Genomic DNA, 22,852 nt, shown 5'->3' on the forward strand with positions numbered 1-22,852 from the left:
CTCAGGTCGGCGCGATCATGTGCTCGACCAGCATTTGCATGAAGTGCAGCGACTCGTTGAGCAGCAGGCCGATAAAGTGGCCCAGGTGCCCGGTCAGCGCCATCAGCAGCACCAGGCCAGTGCTCAGGGTGACCGGGAAGCCCACGGCGAATACCGTGAGTTGGGGCGCGGCGCGGTTAAGGATGCCCATGGCCAGGTTGATCATCAGCAGCGCGGCGACCATGGGCAGCGCTAGCAACAGGCCGGTGAGGAATATGTGACTGCCGTAGCGAGCGACCATCTGCCAGGACGAGGGGTCGAAACGCAGGTTGCCGATGGGCAAGGTCTGGAAGGTGCTGGCCAGCAACTGCAATACCAGCAGGTGGCCGTCCAAAGCCAGGAACATCAGCAAAGTGGTCATGCTCAGCAAGCGTGACAGCACCATGGTATTGGTGTTGCTTTCGGCCGAGTAGAAGCTGGCGAAGGCCAGGCCCATCTGCATGCCGCAGATTTCCCCGGCCATCTCCACGGCGGCCAGGGTCACGCGCATTACCATGCCCAAGCTGGCGCCAATCAACAGCTGTTCCACGACAATGCCCAGGCTTTCCCAAGAGGCCACCGCCACGTCCGGCATAGGCGGCAACACGGGGGCCAGCAAGACGCTGAGCAGCACTGCGAAGCTGATTTTCACCGTGTTGGGAATGCTGGTATGGCCCAGCAGCGGGTCGCTCATCAAAAACGCCGCGATGCGGCACAGCGGCCAGAAGAACATCGCCAGCCAATGCTGCAACTCGCCCGAACTGATCGCCAGCACGGCCTCAGCCGACCATGCGCGGCAGGTGGGTGAGCAGGTCGCGGGTGAAGTCCAGCAAGGTATCCATCATCAAGGGCCCGGCGATCACCAGTACCGCGCAGATACCGATGATCTTGGGGATGAACGACAGGGTCGATTCGTTGATCTGGGTGGCGGCCTGGAACAGGCTGATCAGCAAGCCCACGGCCAAGGTTGTCAGCAGCAGCGGGGCGGCCACGAACAGCGTCACGCGCATGCCTTTGTAGGCCAGATCCATGACCATTTCCGGCGTCATCGTAATGCTCCGTCGCAGGGGTTCAGGGGTAGAAGCTTTGGGCCAGGGAGCCCAGCAGCAGTTGCCAGCCGTCCACCAGCACGAACAGCATCAGCTTGAACGGCAGGGAGATGGTCGCCGGCGGCACCATCATCATGCCCAGGGCCATCAGCACGCTCGCGACGATCAGGTCGATGATCAGGAACGGCACGAAAATGCTGAAGCCGATCTGGAATGCGGTTTTCAATTCGCTGGTGACAAAGGCCGGCATCAGGATGCGCATGGGCACCTGCTCGGGGCCTTCCAGGTCGTCGACCTGGGCGATACGTGCGTACAGCGCCAAGTCGGTTTGCCGGGTCTGCGCCAGCATGAAACTGCGGAACGGCTGGCTGCCGGTGTCGAGCAACTGCTCCATGCCAATCTGGTTTTGCGAGAAGGGTACCCAGGCAGTGGTGTAGGCCTTATTCAGCACCGGCGACATCACGAAGAACGTCAGGAACAGCGCAAGCCCCAGCAGCACCTGGTTGGGTGGTGCCGAGGTGGTACCGATCGCGGTGCGCAGCAGGCCCAGCACGATGATGATGCGGGTGAAGCCGGTCATCATCAGCAGCAGGGCTGGCAAGAATGCCATCGAGCTGAGCATCACTAAGGTTTGCAGGCTCAGCGACCATTGTTGGCTGCCGTCGGCCAGGGGTGCGCTGGTGAAAGCAGCCAGGCCTTGGCCCTGGGCGTGCGCGGTGCCGGTCAGGCCCAGCAGCAGGGTGATCAGCAGCGGTGCCAGGGCGAGCCAGCGGGCGGGCGTAAGGCGCGTTTTCATGAGGCGTCCCGGTCGTGCTGCAGCCGCTGTTTCAGGGCCGTGGCCAGGCGATCGGCAAAGCGCGGTGGCAAGGGCTGGGCCGGCTCAGGCAGGGCCGGTGCCGGCAGTTCACTCAGGGCGCTGACCTGTTGCGCAGTAACGCCTAACACCAGCCATTTGTCCTGTACCTGCACGATAACCACGCGCTCGCGCTGGCCCAGCGAGGTACTGCTCACCAACCGAAGGTGCTGGCCGGGCCGCACCCGCTGCGGGCCGAGACGTTTGGCCAGCCAGCCACAAAACAGGATGCTGGCCACCACCAGGGCAAAGGCGAATGCCGTCTTGCCTAGCAAGGCCAGGCCAAGCAGGCTGTCGGGGCTGTTCATCGGTTGAGCTTCTGCACGCGTTCGGAGGGGGTGATGATCTCGGTAATGCGGATGCCGTATTTTTCATCCACCACCACTACTTCGCCCTGGGCAATCAGGTAGCCGTTGATCAGGATGTCCATGGGCTCGCCCGCCAGGCCATCCAGGCCCACTACTGAGCCTTGGGCCAGTTCCAGCAACTGCTTGATGGTGATGCGCGTGCGGCCCAGTTCGACGCTCATCTTGACCGGGATGTCCATGATCATGTCGAGGTCGCGCAGGGTGCCGCCGCCCGGCTGCCCGGTTAGCGGCTTGAACACCTTGGGTGCCGGGCGCTGCGGGGTTTCCTGGAGTTGTTCCTCCACTGCCGCTTCCTGCTCGGCGAGGGCGCTGGCCCATGGGTCGTCTTCCAGGGCGCCGTCGTCGGCCTGATCGGACAGGGCACTGGCCCATTCGTCTGCCAGCGCGGCTTCTTCGGGGTTGTTCGGCTCGGGTGTGTTTGGGTCAGTCATGGGCGGGGTCCTTGGCAGTGGGCACGGGGCCCTTGACGAATCTGCCGACGGTCGGGCCAGTGGCAGCGGAGTGGTCGATCAGGTCTTTTACTAGCAGGGCGCATTGGCCGTTCTGGCTACCGTATTCGCACGTCATCACGGGCACGCCATCGACCCGGGCCAGAATGCTTTCCGGTAATTCGATGGGCAGCACGTCGCCTGCTTTCAGTGCCATGACCTGGCCAATGCTGGTGTCGATCTCGGTAAAATCGGCCACCAGTTCGATGTGCGACTGGGTGATTTCGCCGGCCATCTTTTTGTTCCACAGGCGTTCGGCCTCCGGGTCGCTGTCGGTCAGTGGGCCGTTGAGCAGTTGGCGCAGGGGCTCGATCATCAGGTAGGGGATGACGATGTTGAAGTCGCTGGCCAGGTTGCCGACTTCCAGGTGGAAGGTGGTGTTGACCACGATTTCGTTGGGCGAGCTGGTGATGTTGGCGAACTTGGCCTGCATTTCCGAGCGCAGGTATTCGATTTCCAGCGGGTACACCGAGCGCCAGGCATCCTGGTAGGCATCCACGGCCAGGCTCAGCAGGCGGCGAATGATGCGTTGCTCGGTGCGGGTGAATTCACGCCCCTCGGACTTGGCCAGGAAGCGCCCGTCGCCACCGAACAGGTTGTCCACCACCATGAACACCAGGTTGGGCGGGAACACGGTCAGCACCGTGCCGCGCAGCGGTTTCATCGCCAGCAGGTTGATGTTGGTGGGCACCGGCACATGGCGCGAGAACTCGCTGAAGCTCTGGTAGCGCACGCTGTCCACGGTGATGTCGGCACTGCGCCGGATCAGGTTGAACAGGCCCATGCGAAAGTACCGGGCAAAGCGTTCGTTGATGATGTCCAGGGCATGCAGGCGCTCGCGGATCACCCGGTGCTGGGTGGCCGGGTCGTAAGGCCGGATATGCACGTCTGGAGGTGTTTCGCGGGCCGCGGCAGGCGATTCATCGTCGCCGCTGACGCCTTTGAGCAGGGTATCGATCTCTTCCTGCGACAACAGGTCTTCTATGGGCATGGGCTATTGCACGATGAAGTCGGTGTATAGGACGTCGAGTATGGAAAGCTCGGGTTGCGGTGTTGTCAGCGGCTTGCGTACCAGTGTCAGTACCTTGGCCGCCAGGGCCGTCTTGCCTTCGCTGGTCATCAGCTGGCTGCTGTCCTGCTCGCCCAGCAGCTTGAATAGCTCGCTGCGCAGTTGTGGTACGTAGGGCTGCAGGAAGTCCTGGGTGGCCTTGTTGCCCACGCTAATGGCAAAGCCTGCGTACAACAGCCGCTGCTCATGCTGGGCGCTCTGCAGGTTCACGGTCAGCGGTGCAATGTTCACCATGGCCGGTGCCTCGGGTACCTTGGCGGCCTCGCTGCGCTCGACATTGTTGAAGTAGTACCAGGTACCGGCGGCGCTGCCCGCTGCCATCAGCAGAATGAACAGGCTCATCAGCAACCAGGGGGTCTTGCGGGTCGTGCTCATCGCCGGCGTCTTCGTGTTGGGGGGCTATCAGACAAGCCACGAGTATGACCATTGCTACCTGGCGCCCATGGCCCGATAAGGCGCGGCAATGGGCCGTATCTTGGGGTTTTGATTGGCCGAGGGCGCGGCATGCGGTTATCAGGTGTACACATCCACCAATGTCGACAGCGGCCGGCTGGCAGGCACCACCTCGGCGGCGCTTTCGCTGTCTTCGTCGCTGGCCTGGGTATCGCGCCAGCCCGGTTGGCTCTGCGCCTGCTGGCGGGATGGCTGGTCGCTGACCGAGGTTTGCCCCAGGCTGATGCCTTGCGCGGCCAGGCTCTCGCGCAGTTGCGGGATGGCCTGCTCGACCGCGGCGCGCACGCTGGCGTGGGCGGCGACGAACTGGGCCTGGGTGCCGGTGCTGTCCAGTTTCAGGCTGATCGACAAGGGGCCCAGGTCGGTGGGGTGCAACTGCAGGTCGACCTGTTTTTCGCCGCGTTGGTGTAGGCCCAGTACCTGTTGGCTGAGGCCGCTTTGCCAGGCGTCGGTGCCGATCGCGGCGTTCAGCGTGAGGTTGCTTTGCATGCTGCTGACGGGGCTCGCAGTGGCCGATGAGACGGGGCTCCAGGCGGGAAAACTCACCAGGTTGTCGGGGGTGTCTTCGCTCGGCGCATCGCTGTCGGCGTTGGCGTCGTCGGCCTGGGGCTGCACCGCGGCCACGCTGGCTTGCGCGACCACTTCGACGACTGGCTCGGTGCTGGGCGTGTTGACGCTGTCGTCTGTGTCCGCTTGGGTATCGGCCTTGCTGTCGACCTTGACCAGGGCAGTTGAGCGCGGTGCAGTTACCGCCAGGGCCTCGGGCGTGGCGTCGGCGCTGACCGGTGTTGCCGGGGCGGCCTGTGGCACGTACGTTTGGGCGGCGACGCTGGCCGAGGCATCGGGGCTGCCGGCGGTGTCGATCAGGTGCATGCGCTGGCGGATGTGCTGCAGCGGGTCATCGTGTTCGGCGGGCGCCGGGTCTGTGGCGTCCGTGGTCACGGCTGGCAGGTCCAGGGGCATCTCGCCCAGGGTGCTCTCGGGTGCTTGGGGTTCGGCGGCCTGTCCTGTTTGTACCGGTATGTCCGGTGGCAAGGTCGGCAGCGGTGTTGCAACCGGTTCGGCGATGACCACTGGTGTCTCGATGGTGCTGGCCAGGGTCGGCGCTGGCACGGCTGGCTCCGTGACCTTGGCTGCGACGCTGACGGTTGTTGGCGTTACGGTAGTCGTCAGCGTGGGCTCGGCCATCACGGGCAGTTCGGCCGTTACATCGGCGCTGGCCAGGCGCTCGTTGGCTTCGTTCAGTGTCTGGGCAAATGCTGCGCCTTCGGTTTCGCTGCCAGCAGGGCCGGGGGCGGGGGCGGGGGTGGCCGGCGTGGCGCCCAGTAGTGCGGTGATGTCCATCGGGGCCCCTTACAGGCTTGGGTCGCAAGTGGTGGCGAAGGCGCCGGGTTGTTGCTGCATGCGGGCGCTGAGCTCGTCGCTGTGGCGCTGCTCGGTACGGTTGGCCAGGCGCTGGGTCTCAGCGGCGCGGCGTTGGGCCAGGGTCTGGTAGGCGTGGGTCTTGCGCCATTGCGCCTGCCAGTTGAGCTGGCTCTTGTCGATCTCGCCCTGCTTGGTGATCAGGCTCTGGCTGGCACGGTCCACCGCGCGGTCCAGGGAGGCCAGGAAGGCGCGGTAGTTGGCCAGGCTGGCCGGGGTCATGCCTTCCTTGTGCAGCTTTTGCTGCAGGGCCTGGCGGTATTCCTGGTTGTACTGCTGCAAGGTCTGCAACTGGCTGTTGATCTGTTGCAGGGCCAGGCGCTGTTGGGCCAGGGTGCGGGCGGCGGCGTCCTGGGCCTTGCGGGCCAGTTCCGTGAGCAGGTCGAGGGAGGAAGTGGGCATGGGGTGTCAGGTGCCTCGCAAGATGAACGTCATTTGCCCGGGAACAGCAGGTTGAGCGCCTGCAGGGTGTCGTCCAGGCCCGCACGGTCCTGGATGCGTTGCTGCAGGAAGCGCTCCAGGTGTGGGTTGAGCTGCACGGCACGGTCCAGCAATGGATCGTGCCCGGCCGCGTAGGCGCCCACGCTGATCAGGTCGCGGTTACGCTGGTACTTGGACAGCACTTGCTTGAATTGCTGGGCCTTGCGCTGCTGCGCGTCGCTGACGATGGCGGTCATGGCCCGGCTGATCGAGGCCTCAATGTCGATGGCCGGGTAGTGCCCGCTTTCGGCCAGGGTGCGTGACAGCACGATGTGCCCATCGAGGATCGCCCGTGCCGAGTCGGCGATTGGGTCCTGCTGGTCATCGCCTTCGCTGAGCACGGTGTAGAACGCGGTGATCGAGCCGCCCCCGGGCGGCCCGTTGCCGGCGCGTTCCACCAGCTTGGGCAGCTTGGCAAATACCGACGGCGGATAGCCTTTGGTGGCCGGCGGTTCGCCAATGGCCAAGGCAATTTCGCGCTGGGCCATGGCGTAGCGGGTCAGGGAGTCCATGATCAGCAGCACGTCCTTGCCTTGGTCGCGAAAGTCTTCTGCCACGCGGGTGGCGTAGGCCGCGCCCTGCAAGCGTTGCAGCGGCGATGTATCGGCTGGCGCGGCGACCACCACGGCACGGGCCAGGCCTTCGTCGCCAAGGATGTTGTCGATGAAGTCCTGCACCTCGCGGCCCCGCTCGCCGATCAAGCCAACCACGATCACGTCGGCCTGGGTGTAGCGCGCCATCATGCCCAGCAATACCGACTTGCCCACGCCTGAGCCGGCAAACAGGCCCAGGCGCTGGCCGCGGCCGACGCTGAGCAGGGCATTGATGGCGCGGATGCCCACGTCGATCTGGCGGTCGATGGGCGCGCGCTTGAGCGGGTTAAGCGGTGCGCTGTGCAGGCTGCCCTGGGTCACGTCGAGCAGTGGCCCCTTGCCGTCCAGCGGCTGGCCACGGGCATCCAGCACGCGGCCCATCAATGCCTGGCCCAAAGGGAAGCGCCGCGCCACGCTGCCATCGCTCTGGCGTTCGCCCAGCGCAAAAACCCGGGCACCGGGCTGCAGATCGCTAAGCTCTTCCAGGGGCATCAGGTACAGGGTGTCACCGGCAAAGCCCACCACTTGGGCTTCGGCCTGCTCGTGGGCATTGAGCTCGATACGGCAGGCGCCGCCCAGTGGTACCGACAGGCCTACGGCTTCGAGCACCAGGCCGGTGGCCCGCACGATACGGCCGCTGGCCACCTGCCGGGGGCCCTGCTGGATGTCGCGCTGCAAGGTGCCCAATGCCCGCTGCCAGCGCTGCACGTAGGCGGTCATGGCAACAGCTCGCCGCGCAGTGCTTGCTCGGTGCTGTGCTGGATGCTCGCCCAGGTTGTTTCCAGGCTGGCGTCCAACTCGCCACTCGCGCTGGCTACCCGACAGCCACCGCGGGCCAGGCCTGCGTCGGCGCATAGGCTCCAGCCAGCTTCGGCCAGGGCTTCACCCAGGGCGTTGCGCACGGTGTCGAGGTCTTCGGGGTGTAGCCACAGGCGCGGCTTGCCGGTCAGTGCGGGGTCGTGTTGCAGCAATGCGCGTACCCGCTCCAATACGTGCTCGGGTTTGGCGACCAAGGCGTCGCCGGCAATTTGCCGGGCAGTGGCCATGGCCAGCTCCACCAGTTGCCCAAGGATCGCGCCGTCCAGGCCCTTGAGCGCCTGGTCGAAGCTTTGGCACAGCGCAAGCAAGGGTGCCAGGGCCAGTTGGATCTGTGCCTGCATCGCGGCCTCGCCGTCTACATGGCCCTGCTCCAGGCCCTGGGCGTAGCCTTCGTCGCGGCCTAGCGCAAAGCCGGCTTCGTGGCCCTGGCGCTGGGCTTGCTGGCGCGCCTTGTCACGCAGCGCCTGCAGTTCCAGCTTGCGTTGGAACGCACGCTTGCGCAGGGCTTCGGCCTGGGCTGCGTCGGGCTCGATGTGCAAGGGTGGCTCGCGGTCCAGGGGCGCCATGTGCCAAGGTTGCCAGCGCGCCGGGCCGCCGGGCCAGGGCTGGTCGTCAGACATAGGAATCGTCTCCATTGCCGGTCACGATGATGCCGTTGTCAGCCAGGCGCCGCACCACTTGCAGGATAACCTTCTGCTCGGCTTCCACTTGCGACATGCGCGTTGGCCCGCGGGCCTCCATGTCTTCGCGGAACATTTGCGAGGCGCGCTGCGACATGTTCGCCAGGAACTTATCCAGCAAGGCGCTCGGCGCGCCCTTGAGGGCAATCGACAGCGAGTTGGTGTCGACTTCCTGGAGGATCATCTGGATGCCGCGGTCGTCAATCTCCAGCAGGTTCTCGAACAGGAACATCTCGTCGAGGATCTTCTGCGTCAGGTCTTCGTTGTGCGCGCGAAGGGTCTGGATGGCTGACTCTTCCTGAGCCGAATTCATCAGGTTGAGGATCTCGGCCACGGTGCGCACGCCGCCCATCTTGCTGCGTTTGAGGTTCTGGCCGTCGAGCATGCCGCCCAGCACTTCGGTCAGCTCCTGCAGCGCCACCGGTTGCACGCCGCTGAACGTGGCGATACGCAAAATGATGTCGTTGCGCTGACGCTCGTCGAACAGCTCGAGGATGTCCGAGGCTTGGTGCCGGTCCAAGTGCACCAGAATGGTGGCGATGATCTGCGGGTGCTCCTCGCGGATCATCTCTGCCACCATAGAGGCTTCCATCAGGTTGAGCTTGTCGATGCCCGAGCCGCCCTGGTTGGATTCCAGGATGTCGTCGATCAGGCTGGCGGCGCGTTCGCTGCCCAGGGCCTTGGTCAGTACCGCGCGGATATGATCGCTGGACTGGATGTTGATGGCCGCGTACTGGTCGGTCTCGTCCATGAACTCTTCGAGCACCTGGCGCATTTCTTCGTGCGACACCTGGCTGAGCCGGGCCATCTCCATACTGATGCCTTCCACGTCCTGGCTGGGCAGCAACTTGAACACCTCGGCGGCATCGTCGGCTTCCAAGGACAGCAAGAGGATGGCACTGCGGCGTGTGCCGGTCATTTTACTTGTCATCTTTTTTCATCCAGCCCCTGATGATCATGGCGATCAGCCGCGGATCCTCGGTGGAGATCTCCCGCAGGCGTTTCATGTTCTGCTCGTAGCCGGCGGCCTTGTTGCGCGGCGCCTGGCCTTCACTACCGGCTACGCCCTGGGCGAGTGGGTCGCCAGGTTCGCCGGCTTCGGCGGCCTTGAGGATTTGTGCGTGGCGGCGCTGCATCGGGCGCAGCAGCACCAGCCAGATCAGCAGGGCGATGAAGGCCACCAGCAAGTAGCGCGACAGGCTCATGGCCAGGCTGTAGAACTCAGGCGTGCGCCACCAAGGCATTTCCACGGTGCCGGTGTCTTCGGCCACGAACGGACTGTTGATCACCTTGAGCTGGTCGCCGCGGTTTTCGGTGAAGCCCATGGCCTGGCGCACCAGGTTGTCGATGTTCGCCAGCTCTTCGCTGGTCAGCGGCTCCTGGGTGGGCTTGCCGTCCTTGAGCACGGTGCGGTAGTTGACGACCACGGCGCTGGTCAGGCGGCGGATCTCGCCCTGGTTCTGCTTGACGTGTTCCACGCTATGGTCGACTTCATAGTTGATCATGCGCTCGCTGTGCAGGGCACGGGCGCCGGTCTTACTCTGGCCTTCGCTGTCGCTGGCGGTGGTGGTGTCTGCTGGCTTGGCCGGTGTCGTTGCCTTGCTCGCGGCGGGCTGGTTGGGCGGGGTGTTGGTCAGCGCGCCGGGCACGCCTTTGGCGGGCTCGTCGTTGCCAGCCAGGTTCTCGTTCACTTGCTTGCTGCGCACGGCCGCCTGGTTGGGGTCCTGATTGGGCTCGTAGCGTTCGGCGGTGCTTTCGCGGCTGGAAAAATCAACCTGCGCGACGACCTGGGCGTGTACGTTCTGGGTGCCCAGCAGCGGTGTCAGGATGTCTTCGATGCGCCGCTGATAAGAGCGTTCCACGTCGCGCACGTAGGTCAGTTGCGAGCCGTCCAGGCCGTTGTTGTCGCCACGGCTCTGGGACAGCAGGCGGCCGTTCTGGTCGACGATGGTCACGCCGTCGATGCTCAGGTCGGCGACGCTGGAGGAAATCAGGTGGGCAATCGCGCTGGCCTGGCTCTGGCCCAGTTCGCGGCCCGGTTGCAGGTTGAGCAGCACCGAGGCGCGGGCCGGCTCGCGCTCGCGGATAAACACCGATTGGCGCGCCATCACCAAGTGCACGCGGGCACTGGCGATTGGCCCCAAGGACTCGATGGTGCGCGCCAATTCGCCTTCCAGGCCGCGCTGGTAGTTGAGCTGCTCGGTGAACTGGCTGACGCCGAAGGCTTGCTTGTCCATCAGCTCGAAGCCGATGTTGCCGCCCTTGGGCAGGCCTTGTTCGGCCAGTTGCAGGCGCAAGGTATTCATCTGTGCAGCCGGGACCAGCACGGCATGCCCGCCTTCGCTCAAGCGGTAGGGCACCTGGCGCTTTTCCAGTTCGGCAATGATTTGGCCGCCATCATTTTCGCTCAGGTTAGAGAACAGCACGCGGTACTCGGGCTCGCGCGCCCACAGGGCCAGGGCCACGATCAGCGCAATGGCTGCCGCGCCGCCCAGCAGCAGGGGCAGCGGCTGGCCACGCAAGCGCGCGAGCAACGGCTCGAACGGGTTGCTTTTGGCGGGGGCGGGGGTGACTTTCGGGGAGGCTTTCCCTTGGGCCGCGTTACTCACACGCACCTCGCAGGCGAGGGTAGGGGCGGTACAAAAGGCATAGCGCAGTCCGGTAGCAGTGTTGGCAGGGCGCCTATTATCTCGACCCAGCCCCGGACTAAAGGCCGGAAAAGCCACGGCTTTTGTAGCCAATTGGTTGCTTGTCGGTGTCGGGCAGGTTGTTAACCTTTTGCGTATCCGCTTGCTCACCTTTTTTTACAGGACGCCCACGCCCATGAACACGTCTGCCCTCCAGTCAGCCCTGCAGCAACTGAACCTGCTGGCGGCCCAGTCCCAGAGAAGTACCACTTCGGCAGCAGACAGCAACGCGATGGGCGGCTTTTCGGGGGAGTTGCAGGCCTCGCTCAAGCGCATCAATCAACTGCAGCACACGGCCAACAGCCACTCCAATGCCTTCCAGGCAGGCAGCCCGGATGTATCGCTCAATGACGTAATGGTGGACATGCAGAAAGCCTCGGTGAGCTTCCAGATGGGTGTGCAGGTACGCAACCGGTTAGTCACTGCCTATAAGGATGTGATGGCCATGCAAGTGTAGATTTTAGTGCTGTTTAACAGCCACAAAGTACCGGTATGTGTTCAGCAGGATACGTTTTAACAAGGATGAAAAAAAATTCAGGAATGAACTAAGGGTTTCCCTGATGGCTGCAGTGATGGCTATTTGATATGTAACCACCTTATCACGTAGAAATATAAAGGAAGTGCCGTTTTCATTGGCCGTAAACTCGTCGATTAATTTAAAAAAAGCCTTTGTTTAAAAGGTGTTACGTGAAAAATAAATAGACTTGCGTGATTAAAGTTTTATATTCGGCTGCCGATTTCCTCTGCGTTTTTACACATGCTGAGTGTGTACTGATGTGTTTTTTGATTGGCCTCCCTTAAAGGCTGAGGGCCCGTGAGGACTATATGACGACGACCACTTCCACTACTTCTACCTCTTCCAGCGGGACCATCACCTCTTTGGGCGTGGGGTCGGGGCTGGACCTGGATACGATCCTCGATAGTCTGGAGGAGTCGGCAGAGGCCAGTTACCTGACGCCGATCGAAACCAAAGAAGACGAGATCAATACCGAGATCACCGCCTACGGTACTTTGACCAGCGCCCTGACATCGTTGCAGACCGCCATCGAGACGCTGACTGACCCCGATACCTACGACGGCATGACCAGCAGCGTCAGCGGCACTGGCGCCACGGCAGCGGTCACCAGCGATGCGGTGGCGGGTACCTATACCGTGGTCGTCAGCCAACTGGCCGCCGCACAAACCCTGGCCACCGACGGAGTGGCCGACAAGACCACGGCGTTGGGCACCGGCACCCTGACCATCGATATCGGCGACGACGAGTCGATCAGCATCGACCTGACGTCATCCAACAACACCCTGGAAGGCATTCGCGACGCGATCAACGACGCCGGTGGCTCGGTCACGGCCTCCATCGTCAACGATGGCAGCGACACCCCCTACCGGCTGGTATTGACCTCGACGTCCACCGGTACCGAGTCGGCCATGACCGTGACCTATAGCGGCGATGGCGATGCCGCCTCGTTGTTTGGCTACGATGCCGACAGTGACAGCAACGCCATGACTGAAACGGTCGCGGCCGCCGATGCGCAGCTGACGGTGAACGGCTTGAGCGTGACCAGCCAGAGCAATACGGTGGAAGAAGCGCTGCAAGGCGTGACCCTGAGCCTGACTGCCGAGGGCACCTCGACCCTGACCGTATCCCAGGACACCGATTCGATCATCGATGCGATCAACGATTTTGTCGACGCCTATAACTCCTACGCCGAAACCATCGACACACTGACGGCCTATGACAGTGAAGACGACACCGCTGGCACCTTGATCGGCGACTCTACCACTCGCCGTATCGACAGCCAGTTGAGCCAGGATCTGTATAACTCGATCTCCAGCGGTACCTACAGCTACCTGTCGCAACTGGGTGTGACCTTGGGCGTGGACGGCACCTTGTCCATCGATGACGACGACCTGGAAGAGGCGGTGACCAGCGATCCCTCGGCGGTCTCCGAGTTTTTCATCGGCACCGATGATGTCGAAGGCTTTGCCACGCAGATGGCAGCGGACCTGGACACCTACCTGGATGAAGACGATGGCCTGATCGTGTCCAAGACCGATGGCCTGGAAACCCAACTGGAAGAACTCGAGGTCAAGTACGAAGAGAAGCAGGCGTTCATCGACAGCATGATGGACCGCTACACCGAGCAGTTCACCGCGCTCGACACGCTGATCGCCACGCTCGACTCGACGGCCGATTACCTGACCACCCAGTTTGATGCATTGAGCAGTGATTCGTGATCCGGAATGAGTGGGAGTGGCGGTTGTGAGTGGAATGCGCGGAGCGAAGGCCTACGCAAAAGTGGGGGTGGAAAGCGGCATCCTCGCCGCATCGCCGTATCAGCGGATTGTCATGCTGTTTGACAGCTACCAGGCAGCCATCCGCATGGCCCGGCTGCATATGCAGGCGGGTGACATGGCCGGCAAGGGCAAGGCCATTACCAAGGCCGTGAACATTGTCAGCCGGGGGTTGCGTGGTTCACTGGACAAGGAGCGGGGCGGCGAGGTGGCGGCCAACCTGGACCAGCTCTACGACACCGTGGTTCGCCTGTTGCTGCGGGCCAGCCTGAATAACGACGAGCAGGCCCTGGACGTTGCAGCGAGTCTGCTCGAAAACATTGGCTCCGCCTGGCGACAGATCGGGCCTCAGGTAGAGGGGGAGGTAGGCGATGGCGCAGGAGCAGGTGATTGAGTCCTACGAGCGGTTGCTCGTGCAATCGCAACGCATGCATGAAAGTGCGTTGAAGGGCGACTGGGCAGAAATAATGGAGCTCAAGTCCCAGGGGTTGATCGATGAAGAAACCCTGCGGCGTGAAGAAAGTGGTGTGCACCTGGATGAGCCTCACCGCCAGCGCAAGTTCGAGCTGCTCAAACAGATTCTTGATCGAGAGGTTGAGGTGCGCAAATGCCTGGCCGAACGGCAGAGCCAACTGGGGGCATTGATTGTGTCGGCCCGGCTCAAAAGCGGGCAAAGCCAGGCCTATCGGGCGCCGAGCCATAACCGGCCGACACTGCGCGCAGTCGCACGCCCGGAAGTTTGAGTTAAGTGCGACGGGTTGTCGCAAGTTGCCGTATTTCATTTGGGGGGGGAAGCAAAGTGTCAAATGCCGATAGAGGTCTGGAAGATATACAGGATCTGAATTTTTCCTACTTGCTGCTGGTGCAGCGTTTGTTGCGCAAAGACCGCGCGACGGCGATGTTCCGCCTCAAGCTCAGTGAAGGCATGGCCAATTTGCTGGTGGACTTGACCAGCAAGCAACTGACGCAATTGGCTCGGATCAACCAACTGGTGTGCCGGCCCATATTCGACGAGGCCGAGTGCCTGTCCCGGGTGCTGGGTAACTCCCGCGAGCTGGGGCTGGTAGAGATCCATTCATCTTTGCTGATGTCCTCGGTTGATAGCGCCGAAGCCGGAGGCCGTGCGCGGTTCGGGCATGTCTGAGAAAAGCCTGGTTGAGGAAATGTTTCAGGTGCAGTTGGCCATCGAGCTCATCGAGCTGGGTGCGCGCCTGCAGGTACTCGAAGTAGAAACCAGCCTGAGCCGTGGCCGGTTGATCCGCCTGTACAAAGAAGTGCGCGGCGTGTCGCCACCCAAGGGCATGCTGCCGTTTTCCACGGACTGGTTCGTGACGTGGCTGCCTAACATTCATTCGTCGCTGTTCTACGGTATTTACCAGCGCCTGACCAAGATCGGTTGCGACCGCATCGAAGCGTTCATCAAGGCGTATCGGTTGTATCTGGAGCAGGTCGGCCACGATGAAGAAGGCGAGGTGGTGCTGGGGCTGACGCGGGCCTGGACGCTGGTGCGCTTTTTTGAAAGCGACATGCTCGAGCTGATCTGCTGTTCGTCCTGCACCGGGCATTTCGTCGCGCACTCCCATGCGCCGGCACAGCGTTACGTGTGCGGTATCTGCCAGCCGCCTTCGCGCGCCGGCAAGACCCTCAAACGCCGCGAGGCCGAGGAAGAGCACCAGGTACAAGCCGGCTGACAGGGGCCTGCCGGGCGGCGGTTAAAGTTGACCCCCGCATTGCCGATGTTCGGCAGGTTACCCCTGTTTGCAAAAGGAAGCGCTTGTGCTCATCGCCTTAGGACTCATCGCCATAGTGCTGTCGGTGTTCGGCGGGTTCGTCCTGTCGGGCGGCAGCCTGGGCCCGCTTTACCAGCCCACCGAAATGTTGATGATCGGCGGCGCCGCCATCGGTGCCTTCATCGCGGCCAACAACGGCAAGGCGATCAAGGCCACCTTGGGCACCGTTGGCCGGCTTCGTCGTAGCACGCGCTACGACAAGGCCCTGTACCTGGACGTGATGGCGCTGCTCTACAACCTGTTGAGCAAGGCCCGCCGGGAAAGCATGCGGGCCATCGAAAAGGACATCGAGGAGCCCTGGCAAAGTGCGCTGTTCAGCGAATACCCCGCCTTGCTCGAAGACCCGATGATCCTCACCTTCGTCACCGACTACCTGCGCCTGATCCTCAGTGGGCAGATACAGGCCTTTGAGCTGGACGAGCTGATGCAGCATGAGATCGAAGAGTTCGAGCACGAAGCGCACATCCCCGCCGACGCGCTGAACAAGGTCGCCGATGGTTTGCCGGCGTTCGGTATCGTCGCGGCCGTGATGGGCGTGGTCAAGGCGTTGAGTGCGGTGAACGTCGGCCCGGACCTGATGGGCCAGATGATCGCCCATGCGTTGGTGGGGACCTTCCTGGGGATCTATCTGGCGTATGGGGTGGTTGCGCCATTGGCCAGCCGTATCGACCGGCAGGTGGCCGAAGCGCTGAAAATGCTGCATTGCATTCGCGTGACCCTGCTGGCCAGCCTGCAAGGCATGCCGCCGATGCTGGCCGTGGAGTTCGGCCGCAAGGCGTTGCATTTCAGCGAGCGGCCCACGGCTCTGGAGTTGGAGCACCACGTGCGTGGCACTGCGGTGGGTGCGCTTGCGGCGGTAGGCCGATGAGCGATGCCCCGATCATCATTCGCCGGCGCCGCAAGGTCAGCCATGGCCATCACGGTGGCGCCTGGAAGATCGCCTTCGCCGACTTCATGACCGCATTGATGGCCTTGTTCCTGGTGCTGTGGGTGCTGTCCAATGCCAGCAAGGCGCAAAAAAACGCCATCGCCGATTACTTCAGCACACCGTTGCTCACCGCCCTTGGTAAGGGTGAGCGCAGCAGCAACAGCACCAACGTGATCCCCGGCGGCGGGCCCTCGCCCACCTTCAAGGCGGGCGAATTCAGCCAGGTCGATACCCCGCGCAAACGGCCTGCGGCCGAGGAAATGCGCCGCCTGGGCCGGCTGCGCGAGCGGCTGCAATCGGCCGTCGAGCTGAACCCGGCGCTAAAAGACCTGAGCCAGCAGATCCTCATCGAGCTGACCCCCGAAGGCTTGAGCCTGCAACTGATCGACTCCGAGCAACGGCCGATGTTCGAGGTAGGCAGCGCCAGGGTCGCGCCTTACCTGCGTACGCTGCTGCGCACCATCGCGCCGGTGCTCAACGAACTGCCCAACAGCATCCAGATCAGCGGCCACACCGACAGCCACCCTTATGCGGGTGGCGAGTTGGGCTACAGCAATTGGGAGCTGTCCGCCGACCGGGCCAAGGCCTCGCGCCAGGAGCTGGTGAGCGGCGGGCTGGACTCCGACAAACTGCTGCGCCTGTCGGGCATGGCCGATCGTATTCGCTTTCACGACGCCCAGCCCTTTGATGCGGCCAACCGGCGCATCGCGATCATCGTGCTGGACCCGCAGGTGGCCGAGCAGATTCTGGCCCGGCCGTGATCGCCCTATAAGGGCTTGATTGCCTGCTCTTTTCCGTCGATCACGGCGGCGCGCAACTGCGCAGAATAGCGTTCTTCACACGTCGAACGGGACGCCACAGGCGCCTACCGCCATGGCCGATACAAGCAAAGACGACAAGACCGAAGCGGCCTCGCCCAGGCGGATCGAGAAGGCCCGCGAGCAGGGCCAGATCGTGCGCTCGCGCGAGCTCAATACCTTCATGATGCTGCTGGTGGGTGTGGGTGCCTTGTGGGGCATGGGCGGGCCGCTGTACGACCGCGTCAGCCAGTTGATGGTGCAGGGGCTGATGTTCGAGCGCGCCCAGGCATTCGACGATTCGCGCATGCTCAGCGCCGCCTGGGCGCAATGCCAGGCCGGTTTGTTCGCGGTATTTCCGTTCCTGCTGGTGATGGCGCTGACCGCCCTGGGTGCGTCGATGCTGCTGGGTGGCGTGGTGGTGACCCTGCAGGCCTTGCAGCCGAACTTTTCGCGCATGAACCCTGTCAGCGGCCTGGCCCGGATGTTCTCGGTGCAGGTGTTGGCCGAACTGGGCAAGGCCCTGGCCAAGGCGTTTCTGGTGGGCATCGTGGCAGTCATCTACTTGCGTGACCATGCCCAGGCGCTACTGGCCTTGACCGGCATGCCCATCGAGCAGGCCGTGGCCAGCGCCATGCACATGCTGGCGGTGTCGTGCGCACTGATCATCGGCTCGCTGGTGCTGGTGGTCGGCCTGGACGTGCCCTACCAGCTGTGGAGCTACGCCACCAAGCTGAAGATGACCAAGGAAGAAGTACGCCAGGAGCACAAGGACACCGATGGCGACCCCCACATCAAGGCGCGCATCCGCAAGCAACAGCAATTGATGGCGCGCTCGCGAATGATGAGCAAGGTGCCCAAGGCCGATGTGATCGTCACCAACCCTACCCACTACGCCGTGGCGCTGGCCTACAAGGACCAGAAGATGGGCGCGCCGCGAGTCATTGCCAAGGGCGCCGATGCCGTGGCGGCGCGTATTCGCGAGGTGGGTGCCGAGCATCGCATCCCTGTGCTTGAAGCCCCCACGCTGGCCCGTGCCTTGTATTTCCACGTGGACCTGGACCGGGAAATCCCGACTGAACTGTACACCGCCGTGGCCGAGGTCGTGGCCTGGGCCATACGCCTGCGGCGGGTGAACGAAGCGGGCGGCGTTGTGCCCCCTACACCGAAAAACCTGCCGGTACCGCCCGGTATGGACCAGCCCGGCCCGCAGGGCGCGGACCCCGAGGAAACGCAGAACTGATGAATTCTCTCACTCAATACCTGGGGCCCGACTCCTGGTTGGCCCGCCAGGATCTGAAGCTGCTGGCCGGGCCGGTGCTCATCGTCATGATCTTGTCGATGATGATTTTGCCGTTGCCGCCCTTTGTCCTGGACCTGCTGTTTACCTTCAACATCGCCTTGGCGATCATGGTGCTGCTGGTGAGCATGCTCACCGAAAAGCCCCTGGACTTCTCGGCCTTCCCGGCGGTGCTGCTGTTTACCACCTTGTTGCGCCTGTCGCTGAACGTCGCGTCTACCCGCGTGGTGCTGATGGAAGGGCACCAGGGGCCCGACGCCGCCGGCCGGGTGATCGAAGCCTTCGGTGAATTCCTGGTGGGCGGTAACTTCGCCGTGGGCATGGCGTTGTTCCTGATCCTGGTGATCATCAATTTCATGGTCATCACCAAGGGCGCCGGGCGTATCGCCGAGGTGGGCGCGCGCTTTACCCTGGACTCCATGCCGGGCAAGCAGATGGCCATCGATGCCGACCTCAATGCCGGCCTGATCGGTGAGCCCGAAGCCCGCCGTCGACGTAAGGAAGTGGCACAGGAAGCCGACTTCTACGGCTCCATGGACGGCGCCAGCAAGTTCGTGCGCGGCGACGCCATGGCGGGCCTGGTGATCATGGGCGTCAACGTGATCGGTGGCCTGACCATCGGCATGCTGCAACACGGCATGGCCTTCGCCGATGCCGCCCACACCTACACCATGCTGACCATCGGCGACGGCTTGGTGGCGCAGATACCGGGGCTGGTGATTTCCATCGCCGCCGGCGTCACGGTCTCGCGGGTCAACACCGAAGAAGACGTTGGCCAGCAGATGATTGGCCAGCTGTTCATCCGCCCGCAGGTGCTGATACTCACCGCAGCGGTCATTGGCCTTCTGGGCCTGGTGCCGGGCATGCCCAACCTGGTGTTCCTGTTGTTTACCGGGCTGCTGGGCGGGCTGGGCTGGTGGTTGCACAAACGCGATCAGGCCCAGGCCCTGGCGCCGCCCGAGCAGGTGGTGCCCAAGGCCGCATCGCAAACTAGCGAAGCCAGTTGGGACGACGTCAACCTGGTCGACACCCTGGCCCTGAGCGTGGGCCATCGCCTGATCCCGCTGGTGGACAGCCGCCAGCAGGGCGAGATGCTGGTGCGCATCAAGAGCGTACGCAAGAAGTTCGCCCAAGACGTGGGCTTCCTGCCGCCGGTGGTGCGGGTTCGCGACAAGATGGACCTGCCAGCCCACACCTACGTCATCAGCCTGAAGGGCGTGGAAGTTGGCCGCGGCGAGCTGTTCCCCGGCAAATGGCTGGCCATCAACCCTGGCCAGGTGACCGGCAAGCTGGAGGGCGAGGTGATCGTCGATCCGGCCTTCGGTCTGCCAGCCATCTGGATCGAGCCGTCGATGCGTGAGCACGGGCAGATCTTCGGCTACACGGTGGTGGACGCCAGCACCGTTGCCGCCACCCACCTCAACCACCTGCTGCACCAACATGCCAAGGACATGCTAGGCCGCGTGGAAGTGCAGAAGTTGCTGGACAAACTGGGCGCCGAAAACAAGGGGCTGATCGAAGAGGTGATCCCCAAGTTGGTGTCGCTCAACACCTTGCAGCGCATCCTGCAGAACCTGTTGGAAGAGGACGTTTCGATCCGCGATCTGCGCAGCATTCTCGATGCCCTGGCCGAGCAGGCGGGCATCGATCCGCCGGCCGACGTGCACGAGTTGAGCGCGCTGGTGCGCGTGGCCCTGGGCCGCTCGATCACGCAGCAATGGTTCCCCAACCAGACCGAGCTGCGCGCCATCGGCCTGGGCGCCAACCTGGAGCAGGTGCTGCTGCAGGCCGTGACCAGCGGCGGTGCCCTGGAGCCGAGCCTGGCGGAAAACCTGATGCAGCAGACCGAGATCGCCCTGGCCCGCCAGGAGCTCAATGGCGAGCCGGCGGTGCTGGTGGTGCCGAGCAAATTGCGGCCGTTGCTGGCGCGTTTCCTACGCCGTCGGCTGAGGCAATTGGTGGTGATGTCCCTGGCCGAGATTCCTGAAGGCCGCACCTTGCGTATGACCAGCTTGATTGGAGGCGCCAACTGATGAGCGTACAACGATTTGTAGGGGCCAACAGCCGCGAAGCCATGCACCAGGTGCGCCTGGCGCTGGGCGAGGATGCGCTGATCCTGTCCAGCCAGAGCATTGCCGAGGGCGTGGAGATACTGGCGCTGGTGGAGGATGCGCCGGCTGCGATCAGCCCGCGCCACGCCGTGGCCGCATATACCAGCCAGGCGCCAGAGCCGGCCGCGCCGGCGCGCCCGGCGGCGATCGGCAACGATTTCGCCGCCTTGAGCCAGTTGCTGCTGGGCGAGATGCAACAGATGCGCACCTTGCTGGGCCGCCGGCACGAAGCCCCGCCGCCCAGCGACCCCACCGCGCCGCTGTTGGCCGACTTGCTGGGCGCAGGCTTTAGCCACTGCCTGGCCCAGGAGTTGACGGCGCCACTGCGCCAATTGCCCCCCGGCGACAGTGACAGCCATCGTGCCAGCTTGCTGCAGCAGATGGCCGCGCGCTTACCGGTGTTGAGTGAAGAAACTCGACTGCTGGAAGAGGGCGGCGTGATTGCCTTGGTCGGACCCACCGGGGTGGGCAAGACCACCACCACCGCCAAGCTGGCCGCCCGCTACGTGATGCGCCATGGCGCTGCGGGCCTGGCGCTGGTGACGACCGACAGTTTCCGTATCGGTGCCCATGAGCAACTGCGCATTTATGCGCGCTTGTTGGGTGGCGAGGTGCACGCGCTCGGTCATGAGGAATCGTTGGAGGGCTTGCTGACGCAATTGGCGGACAAGCGCCTGGTGATCATCGACACCGTCGGCATGAGCCAGCGCGACCAGCGCCTGCTCACCCAGGTCCAGCAACTGGGGCGTATCGGCCGGCCGCTGCGCTTGATGCTGGTGCTCAATGCCGCCAGCCATGGCGACACCCTGGAAGAGGTAGTGGATACCTACTGTCGCGCCGCGCTGGCAGCTGGCAGCCCGTTGCGCGATTGCATTGTCAGCAAGTGCGATGAGGCGCCGCGCCTGGGGCCGGCGCTGGATGTGCTGATGCGCCACGGCCTGAGGCTCAACTACCTGTCGACCGGGCAGCAGGTGCCCGAAGACCTGCACCTGCCGGATGTACCGTCGTTGCTGCAGCAAGCACTGGCCGCGGGCAAGCCATCCATGTACGCCGCGGCCGTGGCACCCTTGGCTGGCAAGGGTGGCCAGCGCCTGGATGCCTTGGGCCGTAGCCTGTTGGCGCAAGGCCGGCTGTTGGAAACGGCGCGCGATACGCTGCGGCGGCACCTGGCTGATTTTGCTTTGCTCGACGGCGCCTGGCACCTGGCGGGCCTGCCGGCGAGCCTGCAGGGCCAGGCGTTGCACGAGCTGATCGCCAGCACCCCCTGCGTGGCCGGGCCTGGCCAGCAGATGATCTGGGGGAGCGAGCGGCCGGTCGTGGGGGCGACCTGGAAAATGCCACTGTTGAGCTTCGACGGTGCCGGGCGCCTGCAACTGCGGCCTTGGCTGGCGCACCAACTGCCGATCGGCTTGCAGCAGCGCCTGGACTGGAGTGCCGAACACCGGCAGGCCCAGCGTCACCTGTGGGTGGGCTGCCCAAACCGTGACGCCCTGCAGCGCCTGGGGCAGGCCGCCACGCCGTGGTTGGCCACGGCCAACCGCAGCCAACGGGTGTTGCACGCCGGGGTATCGGCAACCTTGGCGCAACTGGCCGCGAGTGCCACTTTCCATGCCATTGCGCCGCTGCGCCAACGCGGCCGCTGGGTGCGCATGGAACAGGGGTACTTGCCGGTGGCGCTGCCCGGTGCGCCCGAGCAGCCCCTGCGTGCCTGGTTTGGCACGCTGCGCGAAGCCGACAGCGATCATTGCCTGGGCCTGCGTTACTGGCTAGGCGATAGCCTGGAGCAGGGTGAGGCGGCGCGGGTTAGCCAGGCGGCAAGCCTGTGCCAACTGCAAACCTGTGAAGCACTGCCGGCCCTGACGTTGCGCGCCTGGAACATTCTGGGCGAGCGCCAAGGCGCCTTGCAGGCCGAGCTGCGCGTGTTCCTGGCGGCGGCGCTGGCGGCGGCTGCCTGTCGGTTGGACCAGGACCTGGAGGGCTGGGCCAATAAGGCACGCACCCAGTTACTCGAACTGATCGGCAAGCGTCGCGCGCATAGTCCGGTTTTGCTGCTGGATGCCTTGATGCAGTTGCTGACGGCCAGTGACACCTTGCAGCGCATGGCGCCGGTGAGGGCGTTGGCGTGAGTGACCAGGCGGCAGGCCTGCGCCGCTGGGCCGAGCGCCAGGCCGCACAAGGCAGCCCACGGGTGCTGATGCTGGTGGGCGAGCCAACGCTTGCCGCGCAACTGCCGACTCTGGCACTGGGCACGCTCACGCGCTGGCAGGCCACCGGCCAGCAATGGGTGGGTGACCCCGCGCGCTGGCGGGTAGTGGCGTTGGGGGCCGATACCGTGCACTTGCACGCTTTGACCCGCCAACAACCGCGCTGGGGCCTGTGGGTGGACACCGATGTGAACGGCTTTCGCCGTGCCTACCTCAACCTGCGCCGGCTGAGCGAGGCCGGCGGGCCGAAACGTTTGCTGGTGCTGCACCCTGGCATGCCCAGCCATCTGGGCCTGCTCGATAACCTGCGCCAGGCGGCAGCGAAGTTCTTGGGCGTGCAACTGCTGCTGGTGGACGAATGCACGTCATGACCGTTTTCAACCTTTTAAGTTCAATGGCCTGAAAAGCCATCAAGACACGGGGCTATTCGGCGCTTACCCGCTTCGGGCCA

General features: G+C 63.8%; 25 protein-coding genes. 12 read left to right on the plus strand and 13 right to left on the minus strand.

What is annotated here, in order from left to right; all coding sequences use genetic code 11:
- Position 1: 1 nt before the first annotated feature.
- From fliR to fliF, 13 genes are all read right to left on the minus strand, one after another.
- Positions 2 to 793, minus strand: coding sequence for a flagellar biosynthetic protein FliR (fliR, locus tag L9B60_RS12985; protein WP_249679207.1), 792 nt, complete (start codon positions 791 to 793; stop codon positions 2 to 4).
- 4 nt (positions 794 to 797) lie between these two features.
- Positions 798 to 1,067 (minus strand): flagellar biosynthesis protein FliQ, encoded by a 270-nt coding sequence (gene fliQ, locus L9B60_RS12990; protein WP_283780614.1) that lies wholly within the window; start codon positions 1,065 to 1,067, stop codon positions 798 to 800.
- A gap of 22 nt (positions 1,068 to 1,089) precedes the next feature.
- On the minus strand, positions 1,090 to 1,863 hold the full coding sequence (gene fliP / locus L9B60_RS12995; RefSeq protein ID WP_249679209.1) for a flagellar type III secretion system pore protein FliP: 774 nt from the start codon (positions 1,861 to 1,863) through the stop codon (positions 1,090 to 1,092).
- Positions 1,860 to 2,228 (minus strand): flagellar biosynthetic protein FliO, encoded by a 369-nt coding sequence (gene fliO / locus L9B60_RS13000; protein ID WP_249679210.1) that lies wholly within the window; start codon positions 2,226 to 2,228, stop codon positions 1,860 to 1,862. The genes fliP and fliO overlap by 4 nt, the downstream gene beginning before the upstream one ends.
- On the minus strand, positions 2,225 to 2,719 hold the full coding sequence (gene fliN, locus L9B60_RS13005) for a flagellar motor switch protein FliN (RefSeq protein ID WP_249679211.1): 495 nt from the start codon (positions 2,717 to 2,719) through the stop codon (positions 2,225 to 2,227). Before fliN ends, fliO begins: the two co-directional genes overlap by 4 nt.
- A complete protein-coding gene (gene fliM, locus L9B60_RS13010; protein ID WP_249679212.1) occupies positions 2,712 to 3,767 on the minus strand; it encodes a flagellar motor switch protein FliM in 1,056 nt (351 codons plus the stop codon). Before fliM ends, fliN begins: the two co-directional genes overlap by 8 nt.
- 3 nt (positions 3,768 to 3,770) lie before the next feature.
- Positions 3,771 to 4,220, minus strand: coding sequence for a flagellar basal body-associated FliL family protein (locus tag L9B60_RS13015; RefSeq protein WP_249679213.1), 450 nt, complete (start codon positions 4,218 to 4,220; stop codon positions 3,771 to 3,773).
- 138 nt (positions 4,221 to 4,358) lie between these two features.
- Complete coding sequence (locus L9B60_RS13020; RefSeq protein ID WP_249679214.1) at positions 4,359 to 5,642, minus strand: flagellar hook-length control protein FliK; 1,284 nt, start codon at positions 5,640 to 5,642, stop codon at positions 4,359 to 4,361.
- Between the two features lie 9 nt (positions 5,643 to 5,651).
- On the minus strand, positions 5,652 to 6,122 hold the full coding sequence (gene fliJ / locus L9B60_RS13025; protein WP_249679215.1) for a flagellar export protein FliJ: 471 nt from the start codon (positions 6,120 to 6,122) through the stop codon (positions 5,652 to 5,654).
- A 29-nt stretch (positions 6,123 to 6,151) separates the two neighbouring features.
- The gene (gene fliI / locus L9B60_RS13030; RefSeq protein ID WP_249679216.1) at positions 6,152 to 7,513 is read right to left on the minus strand and encodes a flagellar protein export ATPase FliI; all 1,362 of its coding nucleotides are present in this window, start codon (positions 7,511 to 7,513) and stop codon (positions 6,152 to 6,154) included.
- Positions 7,510 to 8,232: a flagellar assembly protein FliH gene (locus L9B60_RS13035; protein ID WP_249679217.1), complete on the minus strand. Its 723-nt coding sequence runs from the start codon at positions 8,230 to 8,232 to the stop codon at positions 7,510 to 7,512. Before L9B60_RS13035 ends, fliI begins: the two co-directional genes overlap by 4 nt.
- Entirely contained in the window at positions 8,225 to 9,211 is a 987-nt protein-coding gene (gene fliG, locus L9B60_RS13040) for a flagellar motor switch protein FliG (RefSeq protein WP_249679218.1), read from the minus strand. The genes L9B60_RS13035 and fliG overlap by 8 nt, the downstream gene beginning before the upstream one ends.
- 1 nt (position 9,212) lies before the next feature.
- Positions 9,213 to 10,901, minus strand: coding sequence for a flagellar basal-body MS-ring/collar protein FliF (fliF, locus tag L9B60_RS13045; protein WP_249679219.1), 1,689 nt, complete (start codon positions 10,899 to 10,901; stop codon positions 9,213 to 9,215).
- Between the two features lie 214 nt (positions 10,902 to 11,115).
- On the opposite strand from fliF, the gene fliE reads away from it, so the two are divergent.
- The 12 genes from fliE (at position 11,116) to L9B60_RS13105 (ending at position 22,772) form a co-directional block, all read left to right on the plus strand.
- On the plus strand, positions 11,116 to 11,436 hold the full coding sequence (gene fliE / locus L9B60_RS13050; RefSeq protein WP_249679220.1) for a flagellar hook-basal body complex protein FliE: 321 nt from the start codon (positions 11,116 to 11,118) through the stop codon (positions 11,434 to 11,436).
- Positions 11,437 to 11,804: 368 nt separating this feature from the next.
- Positions 11,805 to 13,214 (plus strand): flagellar filament capping protein FliD, encoded by a 1,410-nt coding sequence (fliD, locus tag L9B60_RS13055; protein WP_249679221.1) that lies wholly within the window; start codon positions 11,805 to 11,807, stop codon positions 13,212 to 13,214.
- A gap of 34 nt (positions 13,215 to 13,248) precedes the next feature.
- Complete coding sequence (fliS, locus tag L9B60_RS13060) at positions 13,249 to 13,665, plus strand: flagellar export chaperone FliS (RefSeq protein ID WP_249679222.1); 417 nt, start codon at positions 13,249 to 13,251, stop codon at positions 13,663 to 13,665.
- Positions 13,643 to 14,014, plus strand: coding sequence for a flagellar protein FliT (locus L9B60_RS13065; protein ID WP_249679223.1), 372 nt, complete (start codon positions 13,643 to 13,645; stop codon positions 14,012 to 14,014). Before fliS ends, L9B60_RS13065 begins: the two co-directional genes overlap by 23 nt.
- 56 nt (positions 14,015 to 14,070) lie before the next feature.
- A complete protein-coding gene (flhD, locus tag L9B60_RS13070) occupies positions 14,071 to 14,415 on the plus strand; it encodes a flagellar transcriptional regulator FlhD (RefSeq protein ID WP_249679224.1) in 345 nt (114 codons plus the stop codon).
- Entirely contained in the window at positions 14,408 to 14,962 is a 555-nt protein-coding gene (gene flhC / locus L9B60_RS13075; RefSeq protein WP_249679225.1) for a flagellar transcriptional regulator FlhC, read from the plus strand. The genes flhD and flhC overlap by 8 nt, the downstream gene beginning before the upstream one ends.
- An 85-nt stretch (positions 14,963 to 15,047) precedes the next feature.
- On the plus strand, positions 15,048 to 15,929 hold the full coding sequence (motA, locus tag L9B60_RS13080; RefSeq protein ID WP_249679226.1) for a flagellar motor stator protein MotA: 882 nt from the start codon (positions 15,048 to 15,050) through the stop codon (positions 15,927 to 15,929).
- Positions 15,926 to 16,750: a flagellar motor protein MotB gene (motB, locus tag L9B60_RS13085; protein ID WP_249679227.1), complete on the plus strand. Its 825-nt coding sequence runs from the start codon at positions 15,926 to 15,928 to the stop codon at positions 16,748 to 16,750. The genes motA and motB overlap by 4 nt, the downstream gene beginning before the upstream one ends.
- Before the next feature lie 112 nt (positions 16,751 to 16,862).
- Positions 16,863 to 18,029: a flagellar biosynthesis protein FlhB gene (gene flhB / locus L9B60_RS13090; protein WP_249679228.1), complete on the plus strand. Its 1,167-nt coding sequence runs from the start codon at positions 16,863 to 16,865 to the stop codon at positions 18,027 to 18,029.
- The gene (flhA, locus tag L9B60_RS13095; RefSeq protein WP_249679229.1) at positions 18,029 to 20,119 is read left to right on the plus strand and encodes a flagellar biosynthesis protein FlhA; all 2,091 of its coding nucleotides are present in this window, start codon (positions 18,029 to 18,031) and stop codon (positions 20,117 to 20,119) included. The genes flhB and flhA overlap by 1 nt, the downstream gene beginning before the upstream one ends.
- Positions 20,119 to 22,323 carry a flagellar biosynthesis GTPase FlhF gene (gene flhF / locus L9B60_RS13100; RefSeq protein ID WP_249679230.1) on the plus strand — a complete coding sequence of 735 codons (2,205 nt, stop codon included), beginning with the start codon at positions 20,119 to 20,121 and terminating at the stop codon, positions 22,321 to 22,323. The genes flhA and flhF overlap by 1 nt, the downstream gene beginning before the upstream one ends.
- A complete protein-coding gene (locus tag L9B60_RS13105; RefSeq protein ID WP_249679231.1) occupies positions 22,320 to 22,772 on the plus strand; it encodes a hypothetical protein in 453 nt (150 codons plus the stop codon). The genes flhF and L9B60_RS13105 overlap by 4 nt, the downstream gene beginning before the upstream one ends.
- The last annotated feature ends 80 nt before the right edge of the window (positions 22,773 to 22,852 follow it).

It is taken from the genome of Pseudomonas abieticivorans (assembly GCF_023509015.1).
Taxonomy (GTDB): Bacteria; Pseudomonadota; Gammaproteobacteria; order Pseudomonadales; family Pseudomonadaceae; genus Aquipseudomonas; species Aquipseudomonas abieticivorans.